Origin of the sequence: Microvirga arsenatis (assembly GCF_009910705.1) — a bacterium.
Lineage (GTDB): Bacteria > Pseudomonadota > Alphaproteobacteria > Rhizobiales > Beijerinckiaceae > Microvirga > Microvirga arsenatis.
Genome location: NZ_JAAAXJ010000017.1, coordinates 39,715 through 59,226, shown reverse-complemented (window position 1 = coordinate 59,226; position 19,512 = coordinate 39,715). Strand labels below are relative to the sequence as shown.

General features: G+C 61.6%; 20 protein-coding genes. 11 read left to right on the top strand and 9 right to left on the bottom strand.

What is annotated here, in order from left to right; translation table 11 throughout:
• Positions 1 to 25: 25 nt before the first annotated feature.
• Positions 26 to 1,225, bottom strand: coding sequence for an aminotransferase class V-fold PLP-dependent enzyme (locus GR303_RS20485; protein WP_161725360.1), 1,200 nt, complete (start codon positions 1,223 to 1,225; stop codon positions 26 to 28).
• Positions 1,226 to 1,352: 127 nt separating this feature from the next.
• Here GR303_RS20485 and GR303_RS20480 point away from each other — a divergent pair, with 127 nt between their 5' ends.
• Positions 1,353 to 2,159: an IclR family transcriptional regulator domain-containing protein gene (locus GR303_RS20480; RefSeq protein WP_161725359.1), complete on the top strand. Its 807-nt coding sequence runs from the start codon at positions 1,353 to 1,355 to the stop codon at positions 2,157 to 2,159.
• 20 nt (positions 2,160 to 2,179) lie between these two features.
• On the opposite strand, the gene GR303_RS20475 is transcribed toward GR303_RS20480, so the two are convergent.
• The 7 genes from GR303_RS20475 to GR303_RS20445 all read right to left on the bottom strand — a co-directional run bounded on the left by GR303_RS20475 (position 2,180) and on the right by GR303_RS20445 (position 9,278).
• The gene (locus GR303_RS20475; RefSeq protein ID WP_161725357.1) at positions 2,180 to 2,668 is read right to left on the bottom strand and encodes an Atu1372/SO_1960 family protein; all 489 of its coding nucleotides are present in this window, start codon (positions 2,666 to 2,668) and stop codon (positions 2,180 to 2,182) included.
• Positions 2,665 to 3,648 carry an ABC transporter ATP-binding protein gene (locus GR303_RS20470; protein ID WP_161725355.1) on the bottom strand — a complete coding sequence of 328 codons (984 nt, stop codon included), beginning with the start codon at positions 3,646 to 3,648 and terminating at the stop codon, positions 2,665 to 2,667. The genes GR303_RS20475 and GR303_RS20470 overlap by 4 nt, the downstream gene beginning before the upstream one ends.
• Positions 3,645 to 4,658, bottom strand: coding sequence for an ABC transporter ATP-binding protein (locus tag GR303_RS20465; RefSeq protein WP_161725353.1), 1,014 nt, complete (start codon positions 4,656 to 4,658; stop codon positions 3,645 to 3,647). The genes GR303_RS20470 and GR303_RS20465 overlap by 4 nt, the downstream gene beginning before the upstream one ends.
• Positions 4,655 to 5,878, bottom strand: coding sequence for an amidohydrolase/deacetylase family metallohydrolase (locus GR303_RS20460; protein ID WP_161725351.1), 1,224 nt, complete (start codon positions 5,876 to 5,878; stop codon positions 4,655 to 4,657). The genes GR303_RS20465 and GR303_RS20460 overlap by 4 nt, the downstream gene beginning before the upstream one ends.
• 4 nt (positions 5,879 to 5,882) lie before the next feature.
• The gene (locus GR303_RS20455) at positions 5,883 to 6,746 is read right to left on the bottom strand and encodes an ABC transporter permease (protein WP_161725350.1); all 864 of its coding nucleotides are present in this window, start codon (positions 6,744 to 6,746) and stop codon (positions 5,883 to 5,885) included.
• Positions 6,746 to 7,687 (bottom strand): ABC transporter permease, encoded by a 942-nt coding sequence (locus GR303_RS20450; protein WP_201752163.1) that lies wholly within the window; start codon positions 7,685 to 7,687, stop codon positions 6,746 to 6,748. Before GR303_RS20450 ends, GR303_RS20455 begins: the two co-directional genes overlap by 1 nt.
• 67 nt (positions 7,688 to 7,754) lie before the next feature.
• Positions 7,755 to 9,278, bottom strand: a complete 1,524-nt coding sequence (locus GR303_RS20445; protein WP_161725349.1) for an ABC transporter substrate-binding protein — start codon at positions 9,276 to 9,278, stop codon at positions 7,755 to 7,757.
• A gap of 380 nt (positions 9,279 to 9,658) precedes the next feature.
• Between GR303_RS20445 and GR303_RS24910 the strand changes: the two genes are divergently transcribed.
• Together GR303_RS24910 and GR303_RS25240 are read left to right on the top strand one after the other, a co-directional pair.
• Entirely contained in the window at positions 9,659 to 9,910 is a 252-nt protein-coding gene (locus tag GR303_RS24910; RefSeq protein ID WP_343038483.1) for an NAD(P)H-dependent oxidoreductase, read from the top strand.
• On the top strand, positions 9,907 to 10,107 hold the full coding sequence (locus GR303_RS25240; RefSeq protein WP_281408849.1) for an NADPH-dependent FMN reductase family protein: 201 nt from the start codon (positions 9,907 to 9,909) through the stop codon (positions 10,105 to 10,107). The genes GR303_RS24910 and GR303_RS25240 overlap by 4 nt, the downstream gene beginning before the upstream one ends.
• Positions 10,108 to 10,114: 7 nt before the next feature.
• Here GR303_RS25240 and GR303_RS20435 read toward each other — a convergent pair whose 3' ends face one another.
• Complete coding sequence (locus GR303_RS20435) at positions 10,115 to 10,579, bottom strand: Lrp/AsnC family transcriptional regulator (RefSeq protein WP_161725347.1); 465 nt, start codon at positions 10,577 to 10,579, stop codon at positions 10,115 to 10,117.
• Positions 10,580 to 10,944: 365 nt separating this feature from the next.
• Here GR303_RS20435 and GR303_RS20430 point away from each other — a divergent pair, with 365 nt between their 5' ends.
• From GR303_RS20430 to GR303_RS20395, 8 genes are all read left to right on the top strand, one after another.
• Positions 10,945 to 12,552, top strand: coding sequence for a TIGR04028 family ABC transporter substrate-binding protein (locus GR303_RS20430; protein WP_246205720.1), 1,608 nt, complete (start codon positions 10,945 to 10,947; stop codon positions 12,550 to 12,552).
• Between the two features lie 67 nt (positions 12,553 to 12,619).
• Positions 12,620 to 13,564 (top strand): ABC transporter permease, encoded by a 945-nt coding sequence (locus GR303_RS20425; RefSeq protein ID WP_161725344.1) that lies wholly within the window; start codon positions 12,620 to 12,622, stop codon positions 13,562 to 13,564.
• The gene (locus tag GR303_RS20420; protein ID WP_161725343.1) at positions 13,561 to 14,469 is read left to right on the top strand and encodes an ABC transporter permease; all 909 of its coding nucleotides are present in this window, start codon (positions 13,561 to 13,563) and stop codon (positions 14,467 to 14,469) included. The genes GR303_RS20425 and GR303_RS20420 overlap by 4 nt, the downstream gene beginning before the upstream one ends.
• On the top strand, positions 14,466 to 16,130 hold the full coding sequence (locus GR303_RS20415; protein ID WP_161725341.1) for a dipeptide ABC transporter ATP-binding protein: 1,665 nt from the start codon (positions 14,466 to 14,468) through the stop codon (positions 16,128 to 16,130). The genes GR303_RS20420 and GR303_RS20415 overlap by 4 nt, the downstream gene beginning before the upstream one ends.
• Positions 16,131 to 16,157: 27 nt before the next feature.
• Positions 16,158 to 17,204 carry a putative FMN-dependent luciferase-like monooxygenase gene (locus GR303_RS20410; protein WP_161725340.1) on the top strand — a complete coding sequence of 349 codons (1,047 nt, stop codon included), beginning with the start codon at positions 16,158 to 16,160 and terminating at the stop codon, positions 17,202 to 17,204.
• A gap of 34 nt (positions 17,205 to 17,238) precedes the next feature.
• Positions 17,239 to 17,904, top strand: coding sequence for a CMD domain protein (locus GR303_RS20405; RefSeq protein WP_161725339.1), 666 nt, complete (start codon positions 17,239 to 17,241; stop codon positions 17,902 to 17,904).
• Between the two features lie 14 nt (positions 17,905 to 17,918).
• Positions 17,919 to 18,536, top strand: coding sequence for an alkylhydroperoxidase domain protein (locus GR303_RS20400; RefSeq protein WP_161725337.1), 618 nt, complete (start codon positions 17,919 to 17,921; stop codon positions 18,534 to 18,536).
• Positions 18,537 to 18,549: 13 nt separating this feature from the next.
• Positions 18,550 to 19,149, top strand: coding sequence for an NAD(P)H-dependent oxidoreductase (locus GR303_RS20395; RefSeq protein WP_161725336.1), 600 nt, complete (start codon positions 18,550 to 18,552; stop codon positions 19,147 to 19,149).
• Positions 19,150 to 19,512 lie beyond the last annotated feature (363 nt).

Genomic DNA, 19,512 nt, shown 5'->3' with positions numbered 1-19,512 from the left:
TGCCGCCTTATTTCCGCTCTCCCGCTCAGTCGGGCCAGCGCATCATCGCCTGCGCCAACCGGTTGCGGCGCGCCTCAAGGGGTGTTGCAATGATCTCGTTGGACTGACGGGCCTTCTCCAGTTCCTCGACGAGTCGTTCGACCACGATCGTTTCCTGACCGGGATGGAGATTGCACGGGTCGAGATAGAAGTAGCCGTGCTCGACCTCGTGGTCGCGGACGATGATCGGCGTGCGCCCGGACGCGAGAGCATCGGCAAGATCCCAGGCTGTGATGTGGGCTCCCTTGGGCTCGATGGCGACCTTCAGGCGATCAAGCGGATTGTTGGTCGGGTCGGCCTCGCGGATCGGCGTCACGCCAGGACGACCGGACAGGGTCTGTTCCCAGAGCTCCAGGTACCGTGTCTCTCGCTCGCGGATGACCGCATGGTCGCGCTTCTCCCAGGCCTCAAGTGCCGCGATGGTGCCGAGAATGCCCTCCTTGCCGACCTTCATGCCGCGGCCGATGCCCATGTTCTGCATGTAGGTGGCGCGCACGAGTTCGGTTCGGCCGGCCACGATACCGCCGGTCAGGCCGCCGAGAAACTTGTGCGAAGAGTAGAGCGCGATGTCGGCGCCGTTTGCGAGGAATCCCCGTAGGTCGTATTCCGATGCGGCATCGACGATCACCGGCACGCCCCGCGCATGGCAGATTTCGACGAATTCCTTAAGCGGGATCAGGCCGTATTGCACCGTATGGTGCGAGACGACGTAAACCGCGGCGGCCGTGCGCTCGTTGATGGCGCCGTCGAGCTGATATCCGTAAGCCGAGGTGGCCTGACCGACCGGAACAACCTTCGCGCCCGCAAGACGGATACCCTGTTCGACAGGTGCACCATAGCTGACCATGTGCCCGGTCATGAGCAGCACCTCGTTCTTGAGGCCATCCGTATCTGGCAGCCGCTCAACCGCGGCAAGGTCGCAACCGGTCATGGCTCCCGCAACCGCCAGCGTGATCCCGGCCGAGCAGGAGGCCGTGACGAAGCCCGCCTCGGTGCCGCACAGGCGTGCAATCACGCGGCTGGCCTTCTTCTGCAGGTCGCCGATCTCGACGAACTGCGGAAGGATCGCCGAGACGGCTGCGATAGCTTCAGGCACAACTATGGACGCTCCGAGCGAGGTCATGGTGCCCGACACGTTGATAATGGAGCGAAGGCCGAGGTCGGGGCGAATGTCTCTCTGGGTCATGGGGCTGTTTGTCTCTATGTTTTATATTGCCGGAATGGCTTATATTCCATTACTAGGGAATTGCCTGACGGGATGCTGCCAGTCGTGACGGTGGACCGCAATTTCTGAAGATCCGGGAGAAGATCCAGTGGATACCAAGTTTTCCGAAGGTGCCGAGGCGCCCGTTTCCGAGAAGCGCAGCCGCGGCGCCCGCGTCAGCGGCATCGATCGTGCCTTGCAGATCCTGGATTTCCTGCAGGCGGAAATGAAACCCGCAGGCGCCTATGCGGTGGCCAAGGCGATCGGAGCGCCTCTCTCGACGGTCTACGTGATCATTGAGGACCTCGTGGAGAAGCGGCTTTTGCAGCGGCGCAGCGACGGCACGGTCTGGCTCGGGCCACGCCTGTACCACTACGGATTGGCTTATGCCGAATCCCTCGATTTCCTGAACGTCGCCACGCACGAGATGCAAGACCTGTGCCGAGAGGTGGAGGAAACCGTCCAGATCTGCGGTCGGGACGGGGACCACATGGTGGTGATGGCTATGGCCGACGGACCCGGGCATTTCCGTGTTACGTCCAAGGTCGGCTCGCGCGTGCCGCTGAACTGGACGGCGTCCGGACGCCTTCTTCTCGGTCATCTTCCCGACAAGGAGCGACTGGAAATCTTCCGCCATGCCTCGAAGGTGTCGCCGACGGGGCGTGCCAACACGAACCCGGAGGCGCTGTCCGAGGCCTCCGCGGCTGCGCTCAGGGATCGCCTGTCGATCCAGATCAACGAGTCGGACTTTTCTGTGGCCTGCATCGCCTCGCCGATCTGCCAGCCTTCGGGCGAATGCATCGCGACAATTTCCATCGTGCTGCCGGAGCATCGGGTCGTGCAGGACCGCGACCGCTATACCACTGCGGTCCGGAAGGCGGCCGAGCGGATCGAGGTGACGTTGGGCTGGCGTTAATCCAGGCATGCAGGAACGCCTCATTCCTCAATGGCAATAATGGCTTCGACCTCGACCGTGATGTTGTTGGGCAGGGACCCGAAGCCCACGGCCGAGCGGGCGTGACGGCCAGCCTCTCCGAAGACGGCCATCATGAGATCGGAGCAGCCGTTGATCACCCGGGGGTGCTCGCCGAAATCGGGCGCCGCATTCACCATGCCGAGGATCTTCACGACCCGTTTGACGCGCGACAGGTCACCGAGCGCATCCTGCATGACAGCGAGAAGGTTGATGCCGGTCAACTTGGCATGCTCGTAAGCCTCATCCGCATCGACGTCGAGGCCGACCTTGCCGGTATGGAGATAGCCGCTGGCTTCCTGCGGTCCTTGACCGGACAGGAACAGAAGGCTGCCTTCCTGAACATGTGTGACGAAATTGGCAATCGGGTTCGGAGGCCTGGGCAGCGCAATGCCCAGCTCCTTCAGGCGCTCGTAAGGGTTTGACGCAGTCAGATATTGAACTTCATTCACAATGTCAGTCCTTGAGAAATCACTTCAGAATCGCCGTGACGGATGCAGGCGACGGAGTGGTTCTTGCCGACGTCCTTCAGGGGCGGGACGATCTCGGTACAGGCCCCAACGGCAAATCGGCAGCGTGTCCGGAACACGCAACCGGACGGTGGATTGAGGGGGCTCGGAATATCGCCCTTCAGGACGATGCGCTGACGGCTCGCCTTCGGGTCCGGCAGCGGCGCCGCGGAGAGGAGTGCCTGCGTGTAGGGATGGCGCGGCATTGCGTAGATCTCGCGGCTAGGGCCGCGCTCCATGACGCGTCCGAGATACATCACGACGACTTCGTCGCAGATATACTCCACTACCGACAGGTCGTGCGCGATGAAGAGCATCGTCAAGCCGAAATCCTGCTGCAGATCCTGGATCAGGTTGAGAACCTGTGCCTGCACCGAGACATCGAGCGCCGAGACAGGCTCGTCGGCCACGATGAAGTCGGGCTCGACGGCCAAAGCACGCGCAATCCCGATGCGCTGACGCTGTCCGCCGGAGAACTCGTGCGGGTAGCGGCGCGCTGCATCGGGGCTGAGACCCACGCGCTGGAGGAGTTCGGCGATCCGGTCCTGCCGGGCGCTGCCCCTGACAGGCCGGTGAATATCGATCGCTTCGCCGATGATCTGGTCGATCCGGAGGCGGGGATTGAGACTTGAATACGGGTCCTGGAAGATGATCTGGAGCCTGCTGCGGTAGGTTCGCATTTCCCGTTCGGACAGCATGCGCAGATCGACACCGTCAAAGACGATCTTCCCGTCGTTGGGTTCGACGAGACGGAGCGTGCACCGGCCGGCCGTCGTCTTGCCCGATCCGGACTCGCCGACGAGGCCGACGATCGTGCCGCGTTTCACGTCGAAGCTGACGCCATCGACCGCTTTTACCGTGCCGCTACGGGTCTGGAACTGCTTGGTTAGGCCCTGGACGCTCAGGAGGGTTTCACTGCTCATAGGGCTTCATGCCTCCAGCATCGGCTGAGATGCGAGGGACCTGCCGTCATGAGCGGCGGAGCCTCGTCGCAGAGCGGGATGCGGTAGGAGCAGCGCGGGGCGAAGCTGCATCCCGGCGGGAGCGCCGTCACAGGAGGCACATTACCCGGAATAGGATTGAGGCGCAGCCTCCCGCCGGTTTCATCGCGGTCGCGCAATGCATTCGGGATGCAGGCCAGCAGGCCGCGCGTATAAGGATGTTTCTGATGCTCGAAGAGGCTCGCGACGGGGCTCTTCTCGACCACACGGCCCGTATACATGACCACGACGTCATGGGCGATCTCCGCCACCACGCCGAGATTATGCGTGATGAACAGGATGCTCATGCCGATCTCACGCTGCAGCCTGCGGAGCAGGTCGAGGATCTGCGCCTGGATCGTCACGTCGAGAGCGGTCGTCGGCTCGTCGGCGATCAGGAGGTTGGGATTGCAGGACAAGGCCAATGCAATCATCACGCGCTGGCGCATGCCGCCCGACATCTGATGCGGATACTCGTCGAGCCTGCGGTCTGCGGCCGGAATCTCAACGAGTTCCAGCATCTTCATGGCGCGCTGGCGGGCCTCGGCCATCGAGAGCGGTTCGTGCAGTCGGATCATCTCCACGATCTGGTCGCCGACCGTGTAGAGGGGGTTGAGGCTCGTCATCGGCTCCTGGAAGATCATAGCGATTTCCCGGCCGCGGATCGCCCGCATCTTCCGCTCCGGCAGGGTCGCGATGTCGATCACCTGACCCTGGCTCGTGCGGTAGAGGATGCTTCCTCCCACGATGCGGCCCGGAGAAGACAGGAGGCGCATGATCGACAGGCTCGCGACGGATTTCCCCGAACCGGATTCGCCGACGACCGCAACCGTCTCGCCGCGCCTCACGTCGAAGCTCACGCCATCGACCGATTTGGCGACCCGGCTGCCGAGTTCGAAGTGAGTGCGCAGGTCCGAGACCTTGAGCACGATATGGTCAGGAAGCTCCGTCATCGGGCGTTGATCCACCCGCAATGCGGACAGGCCGAGCTTTCCAGAGCGGATTTCCGCGGCGGGACGTAGCGGCTCGCCTTGACGGCTTCCTGTCCGAGGATCGTCCAGACGGGTTCGATCAGCCGCGGCAGATGCGCGTTGTAGCCCATGGAATCGACGATATGCAGATTGCTGTCGTTGACCTCGAACAATGTGAACTCGGCCCGTGTGCCGGGGGAGAGAAGGTTCTCTGTCGGAAGGCCGATCACCTCCATCGGGGCGCGAGTCGAGGCGTCGATGACGGCCTCGAACGGCATGCCGACCGACAGAAGCTTCGACATGGTCGTGCCCATGTCCCAGACGGGATTATCGAGGGAGCGCGCGTGCAGGTCTGTCGAGATTGAGAAGGGCAGGAGGCCGCGCTGAACCGCGAGTTCCGCCACCTTGAACGAGAACGATGCGCCCCCATGGCCGACATCGAGACGGATGCCGTCGTTGGCGCAGCGCTGCGCCAGCTGGAACAGGTCCTCGTCCTCCATGATGTTCGCCGCGGCCTTGCCGTTGAAGCAATGGGTCACCACGTCGCCGGGCCCCAGCACTTCGAGAACCTCGTCGAACACCGGCGGCGGCTCGCCCACATGTACCATCAGCGGCAGCTTGAGAATCTTGGCGACTTTCTTGGCGATCTTCACGGGCGTGATGCCCCAGGCGCCGACGATGACGCCGCTCGCGCGCACCTTGATGCCGATGATGATGTCGCGGTTGGCCTCGACGCACGCGATAGTGCGGTCGATATCGATGGATCGCATGTCGATCAGTTCACTCACGCGGTTGCAGGCGACGAGACCGATGGATCCGATATTGAGGAAGGCCTTGATGCGCTCTTTGGCCGGCTCGATGATGTATTCGCGAAAGCCGTGGAAATTGGCTTCGCCCGCAGAGCCCGCATCTACGATGGTCGTTACGCCGCGCTCGATCCCGCAGACCTGCGGCTTGATGGAAATGTCGGTGCCACCATGCCAGACATGGGCATGCAGATCGACCCAGCCGGGCGACATGTAGGCGCCTTTGGCATCGATGCGGCGGGCGCCTTCTGGCATCTGCAGGGAATTGCCTACCCCAACGATCTTTCCGCCGCCGCCGATCAGGATGTCGGTCGCCTCCTGCGGCACGCCTCTGCCGAAGCCAACCGGCTTCACGCCCGAAATCAGAAGGGGCGAGGAGTCCTCTTGGAACGTCATGAGATCAAAGATCCTTTCTCAAACGCGGATCGAGAAGATCGCGGAATCCGTCGCCGACCATCTGGAGTGAAAGAACGGAAAGGATGATCGCGATCCCGGGAAACAGCGTCATCCAGTCTGCCTGACCGATATATTGCCGTCCGGCCGCGATCATGGTGCCCCAAGTCGGCACCTCTGGACTCACGCCGAGGCCCAGGAAGGACAGGCCGGCCTCGGCCAGCATGGCATAGGCGAAGATGAAGGTGCCTTGCACGAGAATGGGCGACACAAGGTTGCGCAGCACATGCCGGGACATGATGCGCCAGGTCGGCACCCCCAGCGCCCGTGCCGCCTCGACATAGGGCAGCTCGCGGATGACCAGCGTGGAGGCCCGCACGATTCGAGCCAAGCGCGGCGTGTAGATGATCCCGAGCGCCACGATGACGGTGACGAGGGACGGGCCGAGGGCGGCGACGAGTGCGATCGCCAGCAGGATGTCCGGAAACGCCATCATGGCGTCGATGATGCGGGCGATCGGCGTGTCGAGGCGGCGGAAGAAGCCGGCCACAAGGCCGAGCGTGACACCGAAAATAGCTGCGAATGCCACGACCGATGCGCCGACGAGGAGCGACAGCCGGCCGGCATAGATCGTCCGACTGAACACGTCGCGGCCGAACTCGTCCGTGCCGAACCAGTAGCTGCCGCTGGGCGGCTTGAGCCGGTTGACCACGGAGAGGCGGCTCGGCGAGTACGGCGCGATCAACGGCGCCAGGATCGCCAATGCCGCGACGACCACGAGGATGAGAAGCCCGACCATGACGGTCTTGCGGGTGACAAGCCGCGAGACGAAGCTCGCTTCCGAGACGGTGGGGGCGCTGACGGCGGCCATCAGTAGCGCACCCGCGGGTCGACGAGCAGGTAGAGCATGTCGATCAGGAAATTGATGAGAACGTAGAGCGCAGCGACGATCAGCAGGGCCCCCTGAATGACCGGGTAATCGCGCCGCAGCACAGCCGAAACGACGAGATTTCCAACGCCGGGAAGGCCGAACACGGTTTCGGTCACGACGGCTCCCGATACGAGAAGCGCCGCCGTGAGGCCGATCACCGTTAGAACCGGAATGAGTGCATTCTTGAAGGCGTGCTTCATGACGACCTGGAACTCGCCCATGCCCTTGGAGCGGGCGGTGCGCACGTAATCGTCGTTCAGGACGTCGAGCATGCTGGCGCGCGTGAAGCGCAGGATCAGGGCCGATGACACGATGCCCAGCGACAGGGCGGGAAGCACGAGATGAGACAGGCGCGTGCCGAGCCCGGCGCCGGGGCCGCCATAACCGGAGACCGGGAACAGGCCTAGGCGCACGGCGAAGAACTGGATCAGCAGCAGCCCGAGCCAGAAGCTCGGAATGGAGGCCGCGAGCATGGCCAGCGTCGTGGAAGCCTGATCGAACAGCGAGCCGCGCCAGTAGGCCGACAGGATGCCGACAGGAATGGCGATCAGCCCAGCGATAATGATGGAGAACAGCGTGAGGAAGAAAGTCGGCTCGGCGCGATCTGCCAGGGCCGAGAGGACGGGACGATTGAGAAAGATCGACTCACCGAGATCGCCCTGCAGCAGCTGCCCGAAGAAGATGCCGTATTGGACGATGAGCGGCTGGTCGAGACCGAGCCGGGCGCGCAGGGCCGCCACGTCCTGGGCCGTTGCGTCGGGGCCGAGCATGACGGCGGCCGGGTCGCCGGGGGCAATACGCACAATGATGAATACGATCGTGACGACCACGAACATCACGGCCAGCATGCCGAGCAAGCGTTGGAGGATGTAGCGGCTCATGGATCGATCTGCATCAAATGAATGTTTGGGGAGCGCGGAGAGAAGCGCTCCCCAGCTTACCGTGCATCTACTTCTTCAAAGACACGTTCCAGAAGTAAGGCCAGGGCGCTGGCACGACGCCTTCCAGCTTCGGAGACTGGGCCGACAGAGCATTGAAGTTGCCGATCTTGATGCTGGGCGTTTCGTCGTAGATGACCTTCTGAACTTCGGCCCAGAGGGCAGGGCGCTTCGCCGGATCGCTCTCCATGTTGAAGGCATCGACCACCTTCTTGCGTGCGGGCGTCGACCACCAGCCGGGCGAGCTCTCGGAGAGCTGGCCGATGAGGGCCGGCTCCGGCAGGAACGGGCTGTGCGTGATGTAGATGTCCCACAGGGCCGGATCGCCGCGCCGCTGGGTCAGGGTTGCCCAATCGACCACCTGCAGATCAACCGCAAAGCCGGCCTGCTTCAGGTACTCGGCTGCCACCTGGGCCATCTTGTAGTGGAACTCGTATTGGCGGCTGGTGAGTATGCGCAGCGGTGCGCCGTTGTAATTGGCCTTCTTGAGGAGCGCCTTTGCCTTGTCCGGATCGGCGACGTTGTACCGACCTTCGACACCAGCATCCGTGTTCCACACATAGCCCTTGGGATACATGGCTCCGTCGAGGGAGTAGAACTCGGGGTTGCCGAAGGCAGCGGCCAGCATGTCCTCCATGCTGAGAGACAGGCGCACGGCCATGCGGGCGTCGGTGTTGGCCATCACGCCCTGCTTCGTGTTCATCACGAAGACGGGCCAGCCGAACGGCTTGAGGATAACAGGCTTCGAGGTCTGGAGATTCTTGATCCGGTCATAGGATTCGACCGGAATGGAATCTACGTAATCAAACTGTCCGGAGATCGCGCCCTCGACGCGGGTGTTCGGATCGGGCACTGGCACGAACCGGATCTCGTCGAGGACCGGCTTACGCGCGCCGCCATAGCCGTTCGCGGCACCGTCGAGCGGTTTGTAGGCATCGTTACGGACGAGCTGGATGTACTGGTCTGGCTTGCGCTCTTTTAGCTTGTAGGGACCCGTGCCGACCGGATCCTTCATCGGCACGTCCATCTTCTCCGACGGCATGATTACCGCCGCGGAATTGTTAAAGGCCAGGAGCGCCAGGAGAGGAGCGTAGGGCGCCTTGAGAGTGATGCGTACAGTCGACGGATCGACGGCCTCGAGCTTGTCGACATTGCCGGCGACCTGCTTGCCGCGCGAGCCCTGTTCCATCCAGCGCTTGAGCGAGGCGACCACGTCTTCGGACGTCATATCGGAACCATCGTGAAACTTGATGCCGTTCCGCAGCTTGATTGTATAGACCTTACCGCTCTCGGTGACCTCGGGAAGCGACGCTGCCAGAAGTGGCGTGACCTTCCAATCCTTGTCGAAGGTGAACAGCGTCTCGAAGAAGTGCTGGGTTACAATACCAACCAAATCGGCCGTGGATACCATAGGGTCGAGAGTCGGTGGCTCGCCGATCGTCGCTACATTGACGACCCCTCCACCTGATTGAGCCAGAACTGGGCCTGATGCGAGTATCGCCAAGCCCGACAGTAGCGCTTCTCTGATCCTCATGGTCACCCTCTTGCTCTATAATTATGTATTAGTATTATTAGTTATGTCATAGTGAGGGTTTATAGGTTTCAGGTCAATAGGTATTGAGGAAGCGCTTTGAATTTGGATTTGCTTTCGCCGCAGTGTTCCCAAATGGTAGTATAATGACCTACGCTCAGATCCACAGGCTAAACGACCGCTCTGGTAGCTGGTATTAAATTTCGTCAGCCAGATAGAGCGTTGGTGGTCTGCTCCGAGCTTTTCAGAGTTGGGGGATCGGTGTGGTTGCCTGATTGCTCCGGCTCTGGAGCCGAGTTCGAGCTGTTTGGTGGCGCATCGTCAAGCTCGTGCCCGGGCAAAGGTGGATATGGGCCGCAGCTTGGAAGGTATTGAGGTGCGGTGTGGAGACGTCGCCGAAGAAGGCCGAGGCAGCCGAATTTGATGGTGAGAAACCGCGAGTAAGCGTCGTCGTGCTTGAGGAAGCACTGCGGGCCGTGGAGCAGGCAGACCTCCTCCTCATCGGAACGCCCGTCCATAAAGGTTCCTACACAGGCCTCTTTAAGCATTTCGTCGATCTCATCGATTGCAAATCGCTTGCAGGTGTGTCTGTGGCGCTCCTCGCAATGGGTGGTCCGACCGGCGCGCACTCGTGATTGATCACCAGCTTCGCCCCCTCTTCGGGTTCTTCAATGCACAAACATTGCCGACCGGTGTGTTCGTGTCCGAACGCTCCTATGCAGGCGGATGCATCAATAATCCTGTGCTTCAAGACCGGATTTCGGTATTCGTGCGCGAGAGTGTCGATGCCGTGAGAATACAGGCGACAATCCGTGGTCTGCAGGCGGCTTGATCCTCAGTTACCGTCCAGAAGCGGTTAGAGAATAAGCTGTTGTGAATTTGACCCGTTGCATGGCGAAGCGTGAAGTCACGTTCTTGAGCGGGATTGCATCGATGAGGCGCTTGTAGAAGGCGTCATAGGCAGGCATGTCAGGCACGACAACGCGCAGCATATAGTCTACATCTCCTGCCATTCGGTAGAACTCCATCACCTCTGGCATGGCCAAAACTATGTTGGCAAAATGCTGCAAACCCTGCCCTGAGTGATCGGAGATTTCGATGGAGGTAAAAACCGTTAGCCCTAAGCCAATCTTGTCGGGGTCAACAAGAGCAACGCGCTTTTGAATGACACCGGTTGCCTCCAGGCGCTGAACCCGTTTCCAGCATGGGGTCTGGGAAAGATTTACCCTCTGGGCGAGCTCGGCGATCGAGATAGCGGCATTTTCCTGCAGTAGCATCAGGATCTTGGTATCCGTCGCGTCCATATTAGACCCCAGTGAGCATAGAACAATCATCTCCGGGAGACTTGTTCGAGGAAGTCTCATGCTTGGTTTCTATTGTTCTTTATAAAGAACATTCTTCGGTGTTCAAGCCCCTTTTTCGACCGATATTCCTGAGCCGCTAGATCGGACATCGCGACGTTAGGATAAATTTTTCTCTGGTGGGTCAGGTTGAGAGAATCTTTTACTTCTCTCTTTCGTTCTAAAAAAAGAACATTCCCGTTGCATTGTGTGCCTTCTCGCCACGATAATTCGTAGGTCATTCGACAATCGTGCAGGGGAAAAACGTGTTCATCATTCGACGCTTCAGGAAGAGAGCCGGTCTTGCCTTCTTGCTCGGAGCCACGCTCCTGGCCGGGACAAGTGGATGGGGAGCGGCACAAGCCGCAGGTGCGGACGACAGGAGCAAGCCTGTACAGGGGGGCACGCTGATTTATCTTGAGCAGCAGGCTCACACGAACCTTTATCCTCCTGCGGGAGGTTTCTACCCGAATGGCGGAATCCTCAACCAGATCACCGACAAGCTGACCTATCAGAATCCCAAGACGCTCGAGATCGAGCCCTGGATCGCCGAGTCCTGGACGGTGAATGCAGACGCGACGGAATACACCTTCAAAATCCGAAAAGGCGTGACGTTCTCCGACGGCACACCGCTCGATGCGGCTGCTGTGGCCAAGAACTACGACACGTTCGGACGCGGCAATAGAGAGTTGAAGCTGCCGATCTCGGAGGTCATCAACAACTACGACCGCAGCGAGGTCATCGATCCGCACACGGTAAAGTTCTACTTCAAGAAGCCGTCGCCTGGCTTCCTGCAAGGCACGTCCGTGATTGGATCCGGCCTCGTGTCCCTGAAGACTCTTGCACTGCCCTACGAGGCCTTGGGCGATGCCACGAAGATCATCGGCTCGGGTCCCTTCGTAGTTGCTCGGGAGACCCTCGGGCGCGAGCTCACGCTCAAAGCGCGTCCCGACTATAACTGGGGACCAGCCAAACTCAAGCATCAGGGCCGCGCGTATCTCGACGAGATCAGGTATATCGTCACGCCGGAAGACAGCGTGCGCATCGGCGCTCTGTTGGCCGGGCAGGCCGATATCATCCGCCAGATTCAGGCCTATGATGAGAAGCAGGTCGAGGACGAGGGATACCTGATCTATGCGCCTTCGACCCGTGGCGTAAACAACAGCGTTGTTTTCCGCCCAGACAATCCGCTCGTTGCCGATGTTCGGGTTCGTCGCGCGCTGCTCCACGCCACGAACACGGACGAGATCGTCTCGACCCTATTCTCGACCAATTACCCGAAGGCGACCTCGATCATCGCCAAGACAGCACTCGGATATGTCGATCTCTCCTCGAAGCTTGCCTACGATATCGAGAAGGCCAAGCGGTTGCTCGACGAGGCAGGCTGGAAGCCCGGCATGAACGGCTGGCGCCAGAAGGATGGCCGGATGCTTGAACTGTCAGCCTACGAGTCCCTGCCGCAGCCCCAGAACAAGGAGACGCTGCAGCTGATCGCCCAGCAATGGGAGAAGATTGGGGTAAAGCTGAACGTGCTGACGGCGGACTCGGGCAGCGCAGCGGTGAACAATCTCGATCCTGCCAAGGCGCCCGTCTCACCTGCTATGGTCGGCCGCGCGGATCCCGACGTGATCAAGAGCCAGTACTATCCGACCAATCGCAACGTTCTGCTGCAGAAGGGCGGCAACAGCGACAAGGTGCAGGCTTTTGCCGACGAGCGGCTGAACACACTCCTGGATCAGCTCGCCTCCGAGCCGGATCGTGTCAAGCGCCTGGCAATCGCGGGCGAGGTCCAGAACTACGTGATCGATCAGGCCTATGCCATTCCGGTCTTCGAGGAGCCGCAGGCCTTTGCCGCCGCTCCTTACGTAAAGGATGTGTCGTTCGAAGCGGTCGGCCGACCGAGCTTCTACAGCACTTGGCTGGCCCCGCGCCGCTGAGGAAGTCTCAAGCCGACGCACTACACCCGGCCCTCGTGCATCGTCTCGATTTTGGACAGGATCTCTCATGTCGCGATACGTGATTGGAAGGATCGGGCAGGCGGCTCTCGTGCTTTGGGCTGCGTTCACGATCTCATTCGTCCTGCTGCAGGCCTTGCCGGGCGACGCCATTCTCATCAAGTTCCTCAACCCTGAGCTCGGCTTGGGCCCAGAGCAGATCGCGGAAATCCGCGCATCCTATGCGGCGGACAGCCCGTTGCCGGTGCAGTACTTCCATACCGTGGCGAACTTCCTCACGGGCCATTTCGGTTATTCCATTCATGCGGGCGTTCCCGTCGGCGAGCTGATTCTCGCCAACCTGCCGCCAACCCTGTGGCTCGCCACGCTGGGCCTTCTGCTGTCGGTCGTCCTTGCGGTCACGCTCGCAGCCCTCTCGGCATTGTCTCCGCTTGGGTGGCTGCGTTACTTCATTCAGTCTATTCCGTCGTTCTTTATTTCTACGCCCGTGTTCTGGCTGGGGATTCTGCTGATCCAGGTCTTCTCGTTTCAGCTCAAGCTCATTCCTGTGATCAACCCGGGTCCCTGGGAGGCCCTGATCCTTCCCGTTCTGACACTCGCGGTTCCGATCTCGGCGCCGCTTGCGCAGATCCTGATGCGCAACATCGACCACGTGCTGACGGAGCCCTTCGTCGCGGTCGCCCGCGCCAAGGGTGCGTCCCATCGCTGGGTCCTGTGGAAGCATGTGGCGAAGAACGCCTTTCTGCCGACGCTCACCATCGGGGGTATCCTGTTCGGCGAGCTTCTCGCCGGCGCGGTCGTCACGGAAGCGGTGTTCGGTCTCAATGGCCTTGGCGGGCTGACGCAGCGCTCCGTCAACGATCAGGACATCGCGGTGCTGCAAGCGATTGTGGTGTTTTCGGCAGCCGCCTTCGTGCTCATCAACCTCACGGTAGATCTGCTCTACCCCGTCTTCGATCCCCGGCTCAGGGTGAGACAAGGAGCTGTCGCATGACCGGCTTGAACATGATCGGACGCAGCCTGCTGCGTGACGCAGATATCATTGAAAACTCCTTTCCGAGAGAGAGACGCGCCGTATCGGCGACACGGTGGCTGAAGAGAATCAAAAGCGCAAAGCCTGGCCTGGTGCTGGCTTGGTTCGTCATGGCTGTCGTCGTGCTCTGGGCGCTCTTTCCACAATGGTTCACCAGCTACAGCCCCACGGTTGGGGTCGCTCGCCAGCAGCTTCGCGCACCGAGTGCCGAACATTGGCTCGGCACCGATGCGCTGGGGCGCGATCTCCTCGCCCGAATCATCTACGGCGCGGGCAATTCGCTCTCGGGAGCCCTCGTAGCCGTCGGTGTCGGCCTCGTGGTAGGAACGACGCTGGGAATCGTCGCGGGATCGGCCCGTGGCAGGATCGACGGAGCCATCATGCGTGCTGTCGACGTGCTTCTGTCAATTCCGCAGCTCCTCCTGTCGCTTAGCATCGTCATCTTGCTGGGTTTTGGCATCGTGAATGCCGCAATCGCGGTTGGCATCACGTCGATTGCCAGTTTTGCACGACTTTCTCGCTCCGAGGTGGTTCGAGTCCGAGCCAGCGATTACGTCGAGGCGGCTTTCGGCAGTGGAGGGACGTTCAGCCGTGTTCTGTTGCGCCATATCCTGCCGAACTCCCTGACCTCTGTGATCGCCTTCGCAGCCCTGCAGCTCGGCTGGGCCATCCTGACCATCTCCACCTTGGGCTTCCTCGGCTATGGCGCACCTCCGCCCACGCCGGAATGGGGCCTGCTGATCGCCGAGGGGCGCAACTATCTCGCTCGGGCTTGGTGGCTGACGACCGTGCCTGGCATCGTGGTGATTCTCGTCGTCTTGTCAGCGAACCGTATCAGCCAGTCCTTTGGAAAGGGCAGGGGATGACGATTGCCGTCAACATCAGGTCTGAACCGGCGGATGTCTCGAAGCCGCCGGTTCTCGAGATCAGCAACCTTGCGGTTAGCTATCGTGGCAGCGACGGGTTCCAGCGGGTCGTCCACGACGTTTCGCTCCAGGTGCGTCCGGGCGAAGTCGTAGCGCTCGTGGGCGAATCGGGTTCCGGAAAGACCACCACAGCACAGGCCGTGATTGGCCTCCTGGCCGAGAACGGAAAACTGGAATCCGGTGTGGTTCGGCTTAACGGCGCCGACATCGCGGGTTGGTCGCAGAAGCAGCTCGATACTATCCGGGGCAGCAAGATCAGCCTGATCCCGCAGGATCCTACGAGTTCGCTCAACCCGATCAAGACCATAGGCGCCCAGGTCGCCGAGGTGCTTCAGATCCACCGGCACGGCAGCCGGAGGGAGATTGACGCACGCGTGATCCAGCTTCTGTCGCGCGTCGGCCTCTCCGAACCGGAGCTGCGCGCGAGGCAATATCCGCACGAGCTGTCGGGCGGCATGCGCCAGCGCGTCCTGATCGCCATTGCGATCGCGCTGCGTCCGGCGCTCATCATTGCCGACGAGCCTACCAGCGCCCTCGACGTGACGGTGCAGAAGCGAATTCTCGATCTGATCGATGAGTTGCGCAGCGAATACGGCACGGCCGTGCTCCTGGTGACGCACGACCTGGGCGTTGCGGCCGACCGGGCGAACCACATTGTCGTGCTCAAAGGCGGGCGTATTCAGGAGCAGGGTCCGACTGCGGAAGTGCTCGCATCGCCACGCAGCGAGTACACGCGACAGCTTCTGGCCGATGCGCCCTCGCTGAGCCATGTCCGCACCGCTTCCCGGGTCAGATCCCAGCGCGTCAGGGGGGGCGACGATGCCATTGTCGTGGAGAATCTGGTGCAGGATTTCACTGTCGGCGGCCGACGGAGTGTTCTCCGCGCGGTGGATGGCGTGTCCTTTACCGTGCAGAGGGGGACCACCCACGCCATCGTAGGCGAATCCGGTTCCGGCAAGACGACGACTGCGCGCAGCATCGTGGGATTCCAGAAGCCTACGGCGGGGCGCATCCTCGTCGACGGCATCGATGTGACGTCACTGCGCGGCGAGAACCTGCGCCGCTTTCGCAAGACGATCCAGCTCGTCTACCAGAACCCCTTCGCCTCACTTGATCCGCGGCAGACGATCTTCCAGATCGTCGAGGAACCGCTCCTGAACTTCGATCCCTTGCCAAGGGAGGACCGGGCGAGGAAGGTTCGGGCCATTCTTGATCGGGTCGGTCTTCCGCCATCGGTTCTCGCTCGTCTGCCGCACGCTCTCTCCGGAGGGCAGCGGCAGCGCGTCGCCATCGCCCGCGCGCTCGTGCTCGATCCGCAGGTGCTGGTACTGGACGAGGCTGTTTCGGCCCTCGACGTCACCGTGCAGGCGCAAATCCTGGCCCTGCTCGACGAACTCCAGCAAGGCCTTGGGCTGACCTACCTCTTCATCTCTCATGATCTCGCCGTGGTCCGCCAGGTCTCGGATACGGTCTCGGTTCTTCACAACGGCCGCCAGGTCGACGGCGGCCCTGTTGAGGACGTGTTCCTGCGTCCGGGCAGCGCATACACGCGCGAGCTCATCGACGCGATCCCCGGACAGCGCAACACTGACAGCCACTGATTTCGAAAGAACAATTGGAGCAGAGCGATGATACTTTCCTCACATGGCAAAAGGCTTGGGTTCTTCACCCGCCTCTTGGACGAGGCCAGTGCCGGCGAGCGCTATCGCCTCGCGGCCGAGCAGATCATTCATGCGGAGCGAAACGGATTCGACTCCGCCTGGGTGGCTCAGCACCACTTCCACGAGGCGGAAGGCGGGCTCCCGTCGCCGCTCGTGTTCCTGTCGCATGTGGCGGCGCGAACCTCGACCATTCGGCTCGGTACGGGAATCATCACCTTGCCGCTCGAGAACCCCGTCCGTGTAGCGGAAGACACGGTCGTGCTGGACCTTTTGTCGGGCGGCCGTCTTGAGGTGGGTGTCGGGACCGGTGGCACGCCTTCGTCTTTTACGGCTTTCGGCCTGGACAGCGCCAATCGTTCGGAGATCTACGACCGCAATCTCGCTATCGTGCGCAATGCCTGGAGCGGCGGATGCTTCGAGGGTGGCGACTCCCTCTATCCGGCCCTTCCCGATCTCAACAACCGCGTCTGGCAGGCGACTTTCTCGGTCGGCGGCGGCATTCGGGCCGGCAAGGCCGGCGACGGCCTCATGCTCTCGCGCACGCAGCCCCGGCCCAAGAACGTGCCGCGCGCCTCTCTGGCCGACATTCAGCATCCCATCATCGATGCCTACCTTGAAGCACTGCCAGCCGGCCGGGAGCCGCGCATCGTCGCCTCGCGCTCGCTGTTCGTCGCCGACAGCCGGGAGGAGGCGCTGCGCCTCGCGGAGAAAGGGCTGCGTCGCGCCGTGGCCGATTTCGCCGCCAAGGGGCACGTGATTCCAGGCGGCAGCCTGACGGACATCATAGCTGCGCTCGACACGCATGTCGGCACGCCCGAGGACGTGCTCGAAAGCCTAAGCCGTGACACCACTCTGCCGCGGGTGACGGACCTCGTGTTCCAGGTCCACTCGGTCGACCCGCCGCACGACTACATCCTGCGTTCGATCGAGCTGATCGCCAGCGCGGTTGCCCCAGCCCTCGGCTGGCAGAACCCAGTGGCGAAACCCGAAAAGCGCGTCGCCCTCGTGCGCTGAACCCGCCACGCTACCAACGAAATGTGAGAAGCCCATGAGCACCATCATATCGGACGTGATCGATCATCTGGCGGGCATCCGGCCGGGATCCAGCCTCGACCGCTTACGCGATCAGCGGCCGCAGGCGCGTGAGAACGCGCAGAAGAGCTATCTCGCGCTGTTCGAGCCGGAGGTCCCCGGCAACGTCACGACGCTCGAGCGTTTCGCCATCGCCACCTTCGTGGCAGGGCTCCACCGCCAGCCGCATGTGGTTGGGTTCTATGCAGCTTCCCTGCAGAAGCTTGGACATCCCAGACTGACAGGCATGATCGAGGCGGAGATCGTCCGAGGCTCGGCCGAGGGGCCCTATGGGCGGTATCCGCAGGGCCCGCTCACCGTCGAGGACAAGGAGGGGCCCGTCTACCAGGTCTCTGCAAGCAACAGAGAGAACCTGGGATTCCGGCTTGTCGCGGCGCTAGAGCACGCGCATCTGCTCGTTTTCCATCCGCGCGACGCGAGTCCAGCCGCCCTGCAGAAGCTCCTCGACGCCGGCTGGTCGACCACGGATATTGTGACTCTGTCGCAACTCGTCGCCTTCCTGTCCTTCCAGATCCGCGTCGTCGTGGGACTGCGGGCCCTTGCGGGCGCGTCCGCAGTCGAGACCAACGATGCGGAATTCGTGCAGATCTTCACTGGCGTTCTGGCGTCCGGCACTGTTTGAGAGGGGATCATTCCATGAGCGAGACAACGCTGTCGTACCCCAAAAATCGGGAGCCCGCCGCGTTCACGCAGGACGAGTTGGGCTGGGTGCCTTGGCTTGAGCCGTTCCCGGCCGACCAGCTTACCGACAGGCACTGGGCCGGTCTCGTCGACGCGTCCCGCGCCAAGTCCCCGTACTTCCTTCTGCTCGTTCGCGATCCGGATATCCTGCAGGCCAGGACGAAAACCGACAAGGATATCTTCTACAACACGAGCAACGGCCTTCCCCGAGCCGAGCGGGAACTCGCTGCGACGGCGACCTCGCGCCACAACGGCTGCATCTTCTGCGCCTCTGTCCATTCCCGGTTCGCGACGCAGTACTCAAAGCGGGGCGTCGACATTCAGCGGCTTCTGGATGAGGGTGCGGAGGCGTATATCGACCCCCGCTGGAACGCGATCATCAACGCATCGGTCGCGCTTGCCGACACGCCGATCACGTTCGGTGACGAGCAGATCGAGGCATTGCGGGTGGCCGGGCTCGATGATTTGGAGATCGTGGACGTGATCAATGGCGCAGCGTTCTTCAACTGGGCAAACAGGTTGATGCTCTCTCTGGGCGAGTCGACGCCTTCCACTAAAGCCCAGCCGGCCTGACAGGGAGACAATGATGAGCCGACCGAGCGTCGTCATTTTTTGCGGCAACCTTCGCCGGCCCTCACGCAGTCGCGTCCTCGCGGAGGCACTCGGTGCTGAAGTCGGACGCCGGGTGCCCGTCGACCTGAAGGTCTACGATGTCCTTGATGCTGGTCCGGGCTTCGGCTCAGCACTGACGCGAAGCGATCTGCCGCTGCCGGCTGCGCGCATCATCGACGGGATCGAGAGTGCAGATGCGCTGATTGTGGGCACGCCCGTCTACAAGGGGGCCTATACCGGCCTGTTCAAGCACCTGATCGACTTCGTCGATCCAGGGCGACTGGCGGGCAAGCCGGTGGCCCTCACCGCCACGGGAGGAGGACTGCGCCATGCGCTCATGGTTGAGCACGCGCTTCGACCATTGTTCGGTTTCTTTGCTGCCCTGACCGTACCTACAGCAGTTTATGCATCGGAGGCCGATTTCACCGCAAGTGGTGACGGGGTCAGGCAAATTCTAACCGATGCCTGCATTCTCGCCCGGCTTGCAGGTGCGGCGGACGAACTCTCCCGTCTTATTCCAAAGCGTATGGGGGTTACGGAAGCCGTCGCTCGACCTGCTCAAGCCGTACGATGACGGATTTTCCCGAGGGGATCGTCACCCAAGTTTGTGAGACTTGCACGATAACAAGTCGCCCCTTCTGCTTGCCAAGTTCCGTTACCCCGAGGAGGCGGGGCCATGGCGGCTGAGGTTGGTCGCAGGTTGCCAATACCTTCTTCTGATCAGGATGAAGCTTTGATGGGCAGAGCTGGCATTTCAAGTATCGGTATCTTTTATGCGCGGCTCCCACCGAGTCCTTTTCACCACCTGAAGTTCGAGGCAAGGGGCCGGACTTCAATTGGCATAGGTTGATCAATGGGTATGCCGAGAGCATGCCAGGCGGATCAGGCTCCGTTCTGCGCAAACCCTTCACGGTCAGCGAGTTCAGAACAGCAGTTG

Coding starts and splice junctions, on each gene's coding strand:
- GR303_RS20410 (WP_161725340.1), top strand. CDS start 16,158: ATGATACTTTCCTCACATGGCAAAAGGCTTGGGTTCTTCACCCGCCTC.
- GR303_RS20435 (WP_161725347.1), bottom strand. CDS start 10,579: ATGGACGCGACGGATACCAAGATCCTGATGCTACTGCAGGAAAATGCC.
- GR303_RS20450 (WP_201752163.1), bottom strand. CDS start 7,687: ATGAGCCGCTACATCCTCCAACGCTTGCTCGGCATGCTGGCCGTGATG.
- GR303_RS20415 (WP_161725341.1), top strand. CDS start 14,466: ATGACGATTGCCGTCAACATCAGGTCTGAACCGGCGGATGTCTCGAAG.
- GR303_RS20455 (WP_161725350.1), bottom strand. CDS start 6,746: ATGGCCGCCGTCAGCGCCCCCACCGTCTCGGAAGCGAGCTTCGTCTCG.
- GR303_RS20485 (WP_161725360.1), bottom strand. CDS start 1,225: ATGACCCAGAGAGACATTCGCCCCGACCTCGGCCTTCGCTCCATTATC.
- GR303_RS20445 (WP_161725349.1), bottom strand. CDS start 9,278: ATGAGGATCAGAGAAGCGCTACTGTCGGGCTTGGCGATACTCGCATCA.
- GR303_RS20405 (WP_161725339.1), top strand. CDS start 17,239: ATGAGCACCATCATATCGGACGTGATCGATCATCTGGCGGGCATCCGG.
- GR303_RS20400 (WP_161725337.1), top strand. CDS start 17,919: ATGAGCGAGACAACGCTGTCGTACCCCAAAAATCGGGAGCCCGCCGCG.
- GR303_RS20470 (WP_161725355.1), bottom strand. CDS start 3,648: ATGAGCAGTGAAACCCTCCTGAGCGTCCAGGGCCTAACCAAGCAGTTC.
- GR303_RS20425 (WP_161725344.1), top strand. CDS start 12,620: ATGTCGCGATACGTGATTGGAAGGATCGGGCAGGCGGCTCTCGTGCTT.
- GR303_RS20420 (WP_161725343.1), top strand. CDS start 13,561: ATGACCGGCTTGAACATGATCGGACGCAGCCTGCTGCGTGACGCAGAT.
- GR303_RS20460 (WP_161725351.1), bottom strand. CDS start 5,878: ATGACGTTCCAAGAGGACTCCTCGCCCCTTCTGATTTCGGGCGTGAAG.
- GR303_RS20465 (WP_161725353.1), bottom strand. CDS start 4,658: ATGACGGAGCTTCCTGACCATATCGTGCTCAAGGTCTCGGACCTGCGC.
- GR303_RS20395 (WP_161725336.1), top strand. CDS start 18,550: ATGAGCCGACCGAGCGTCGTCATTTTTTGCGGCAACCTTCGCCGGCCC.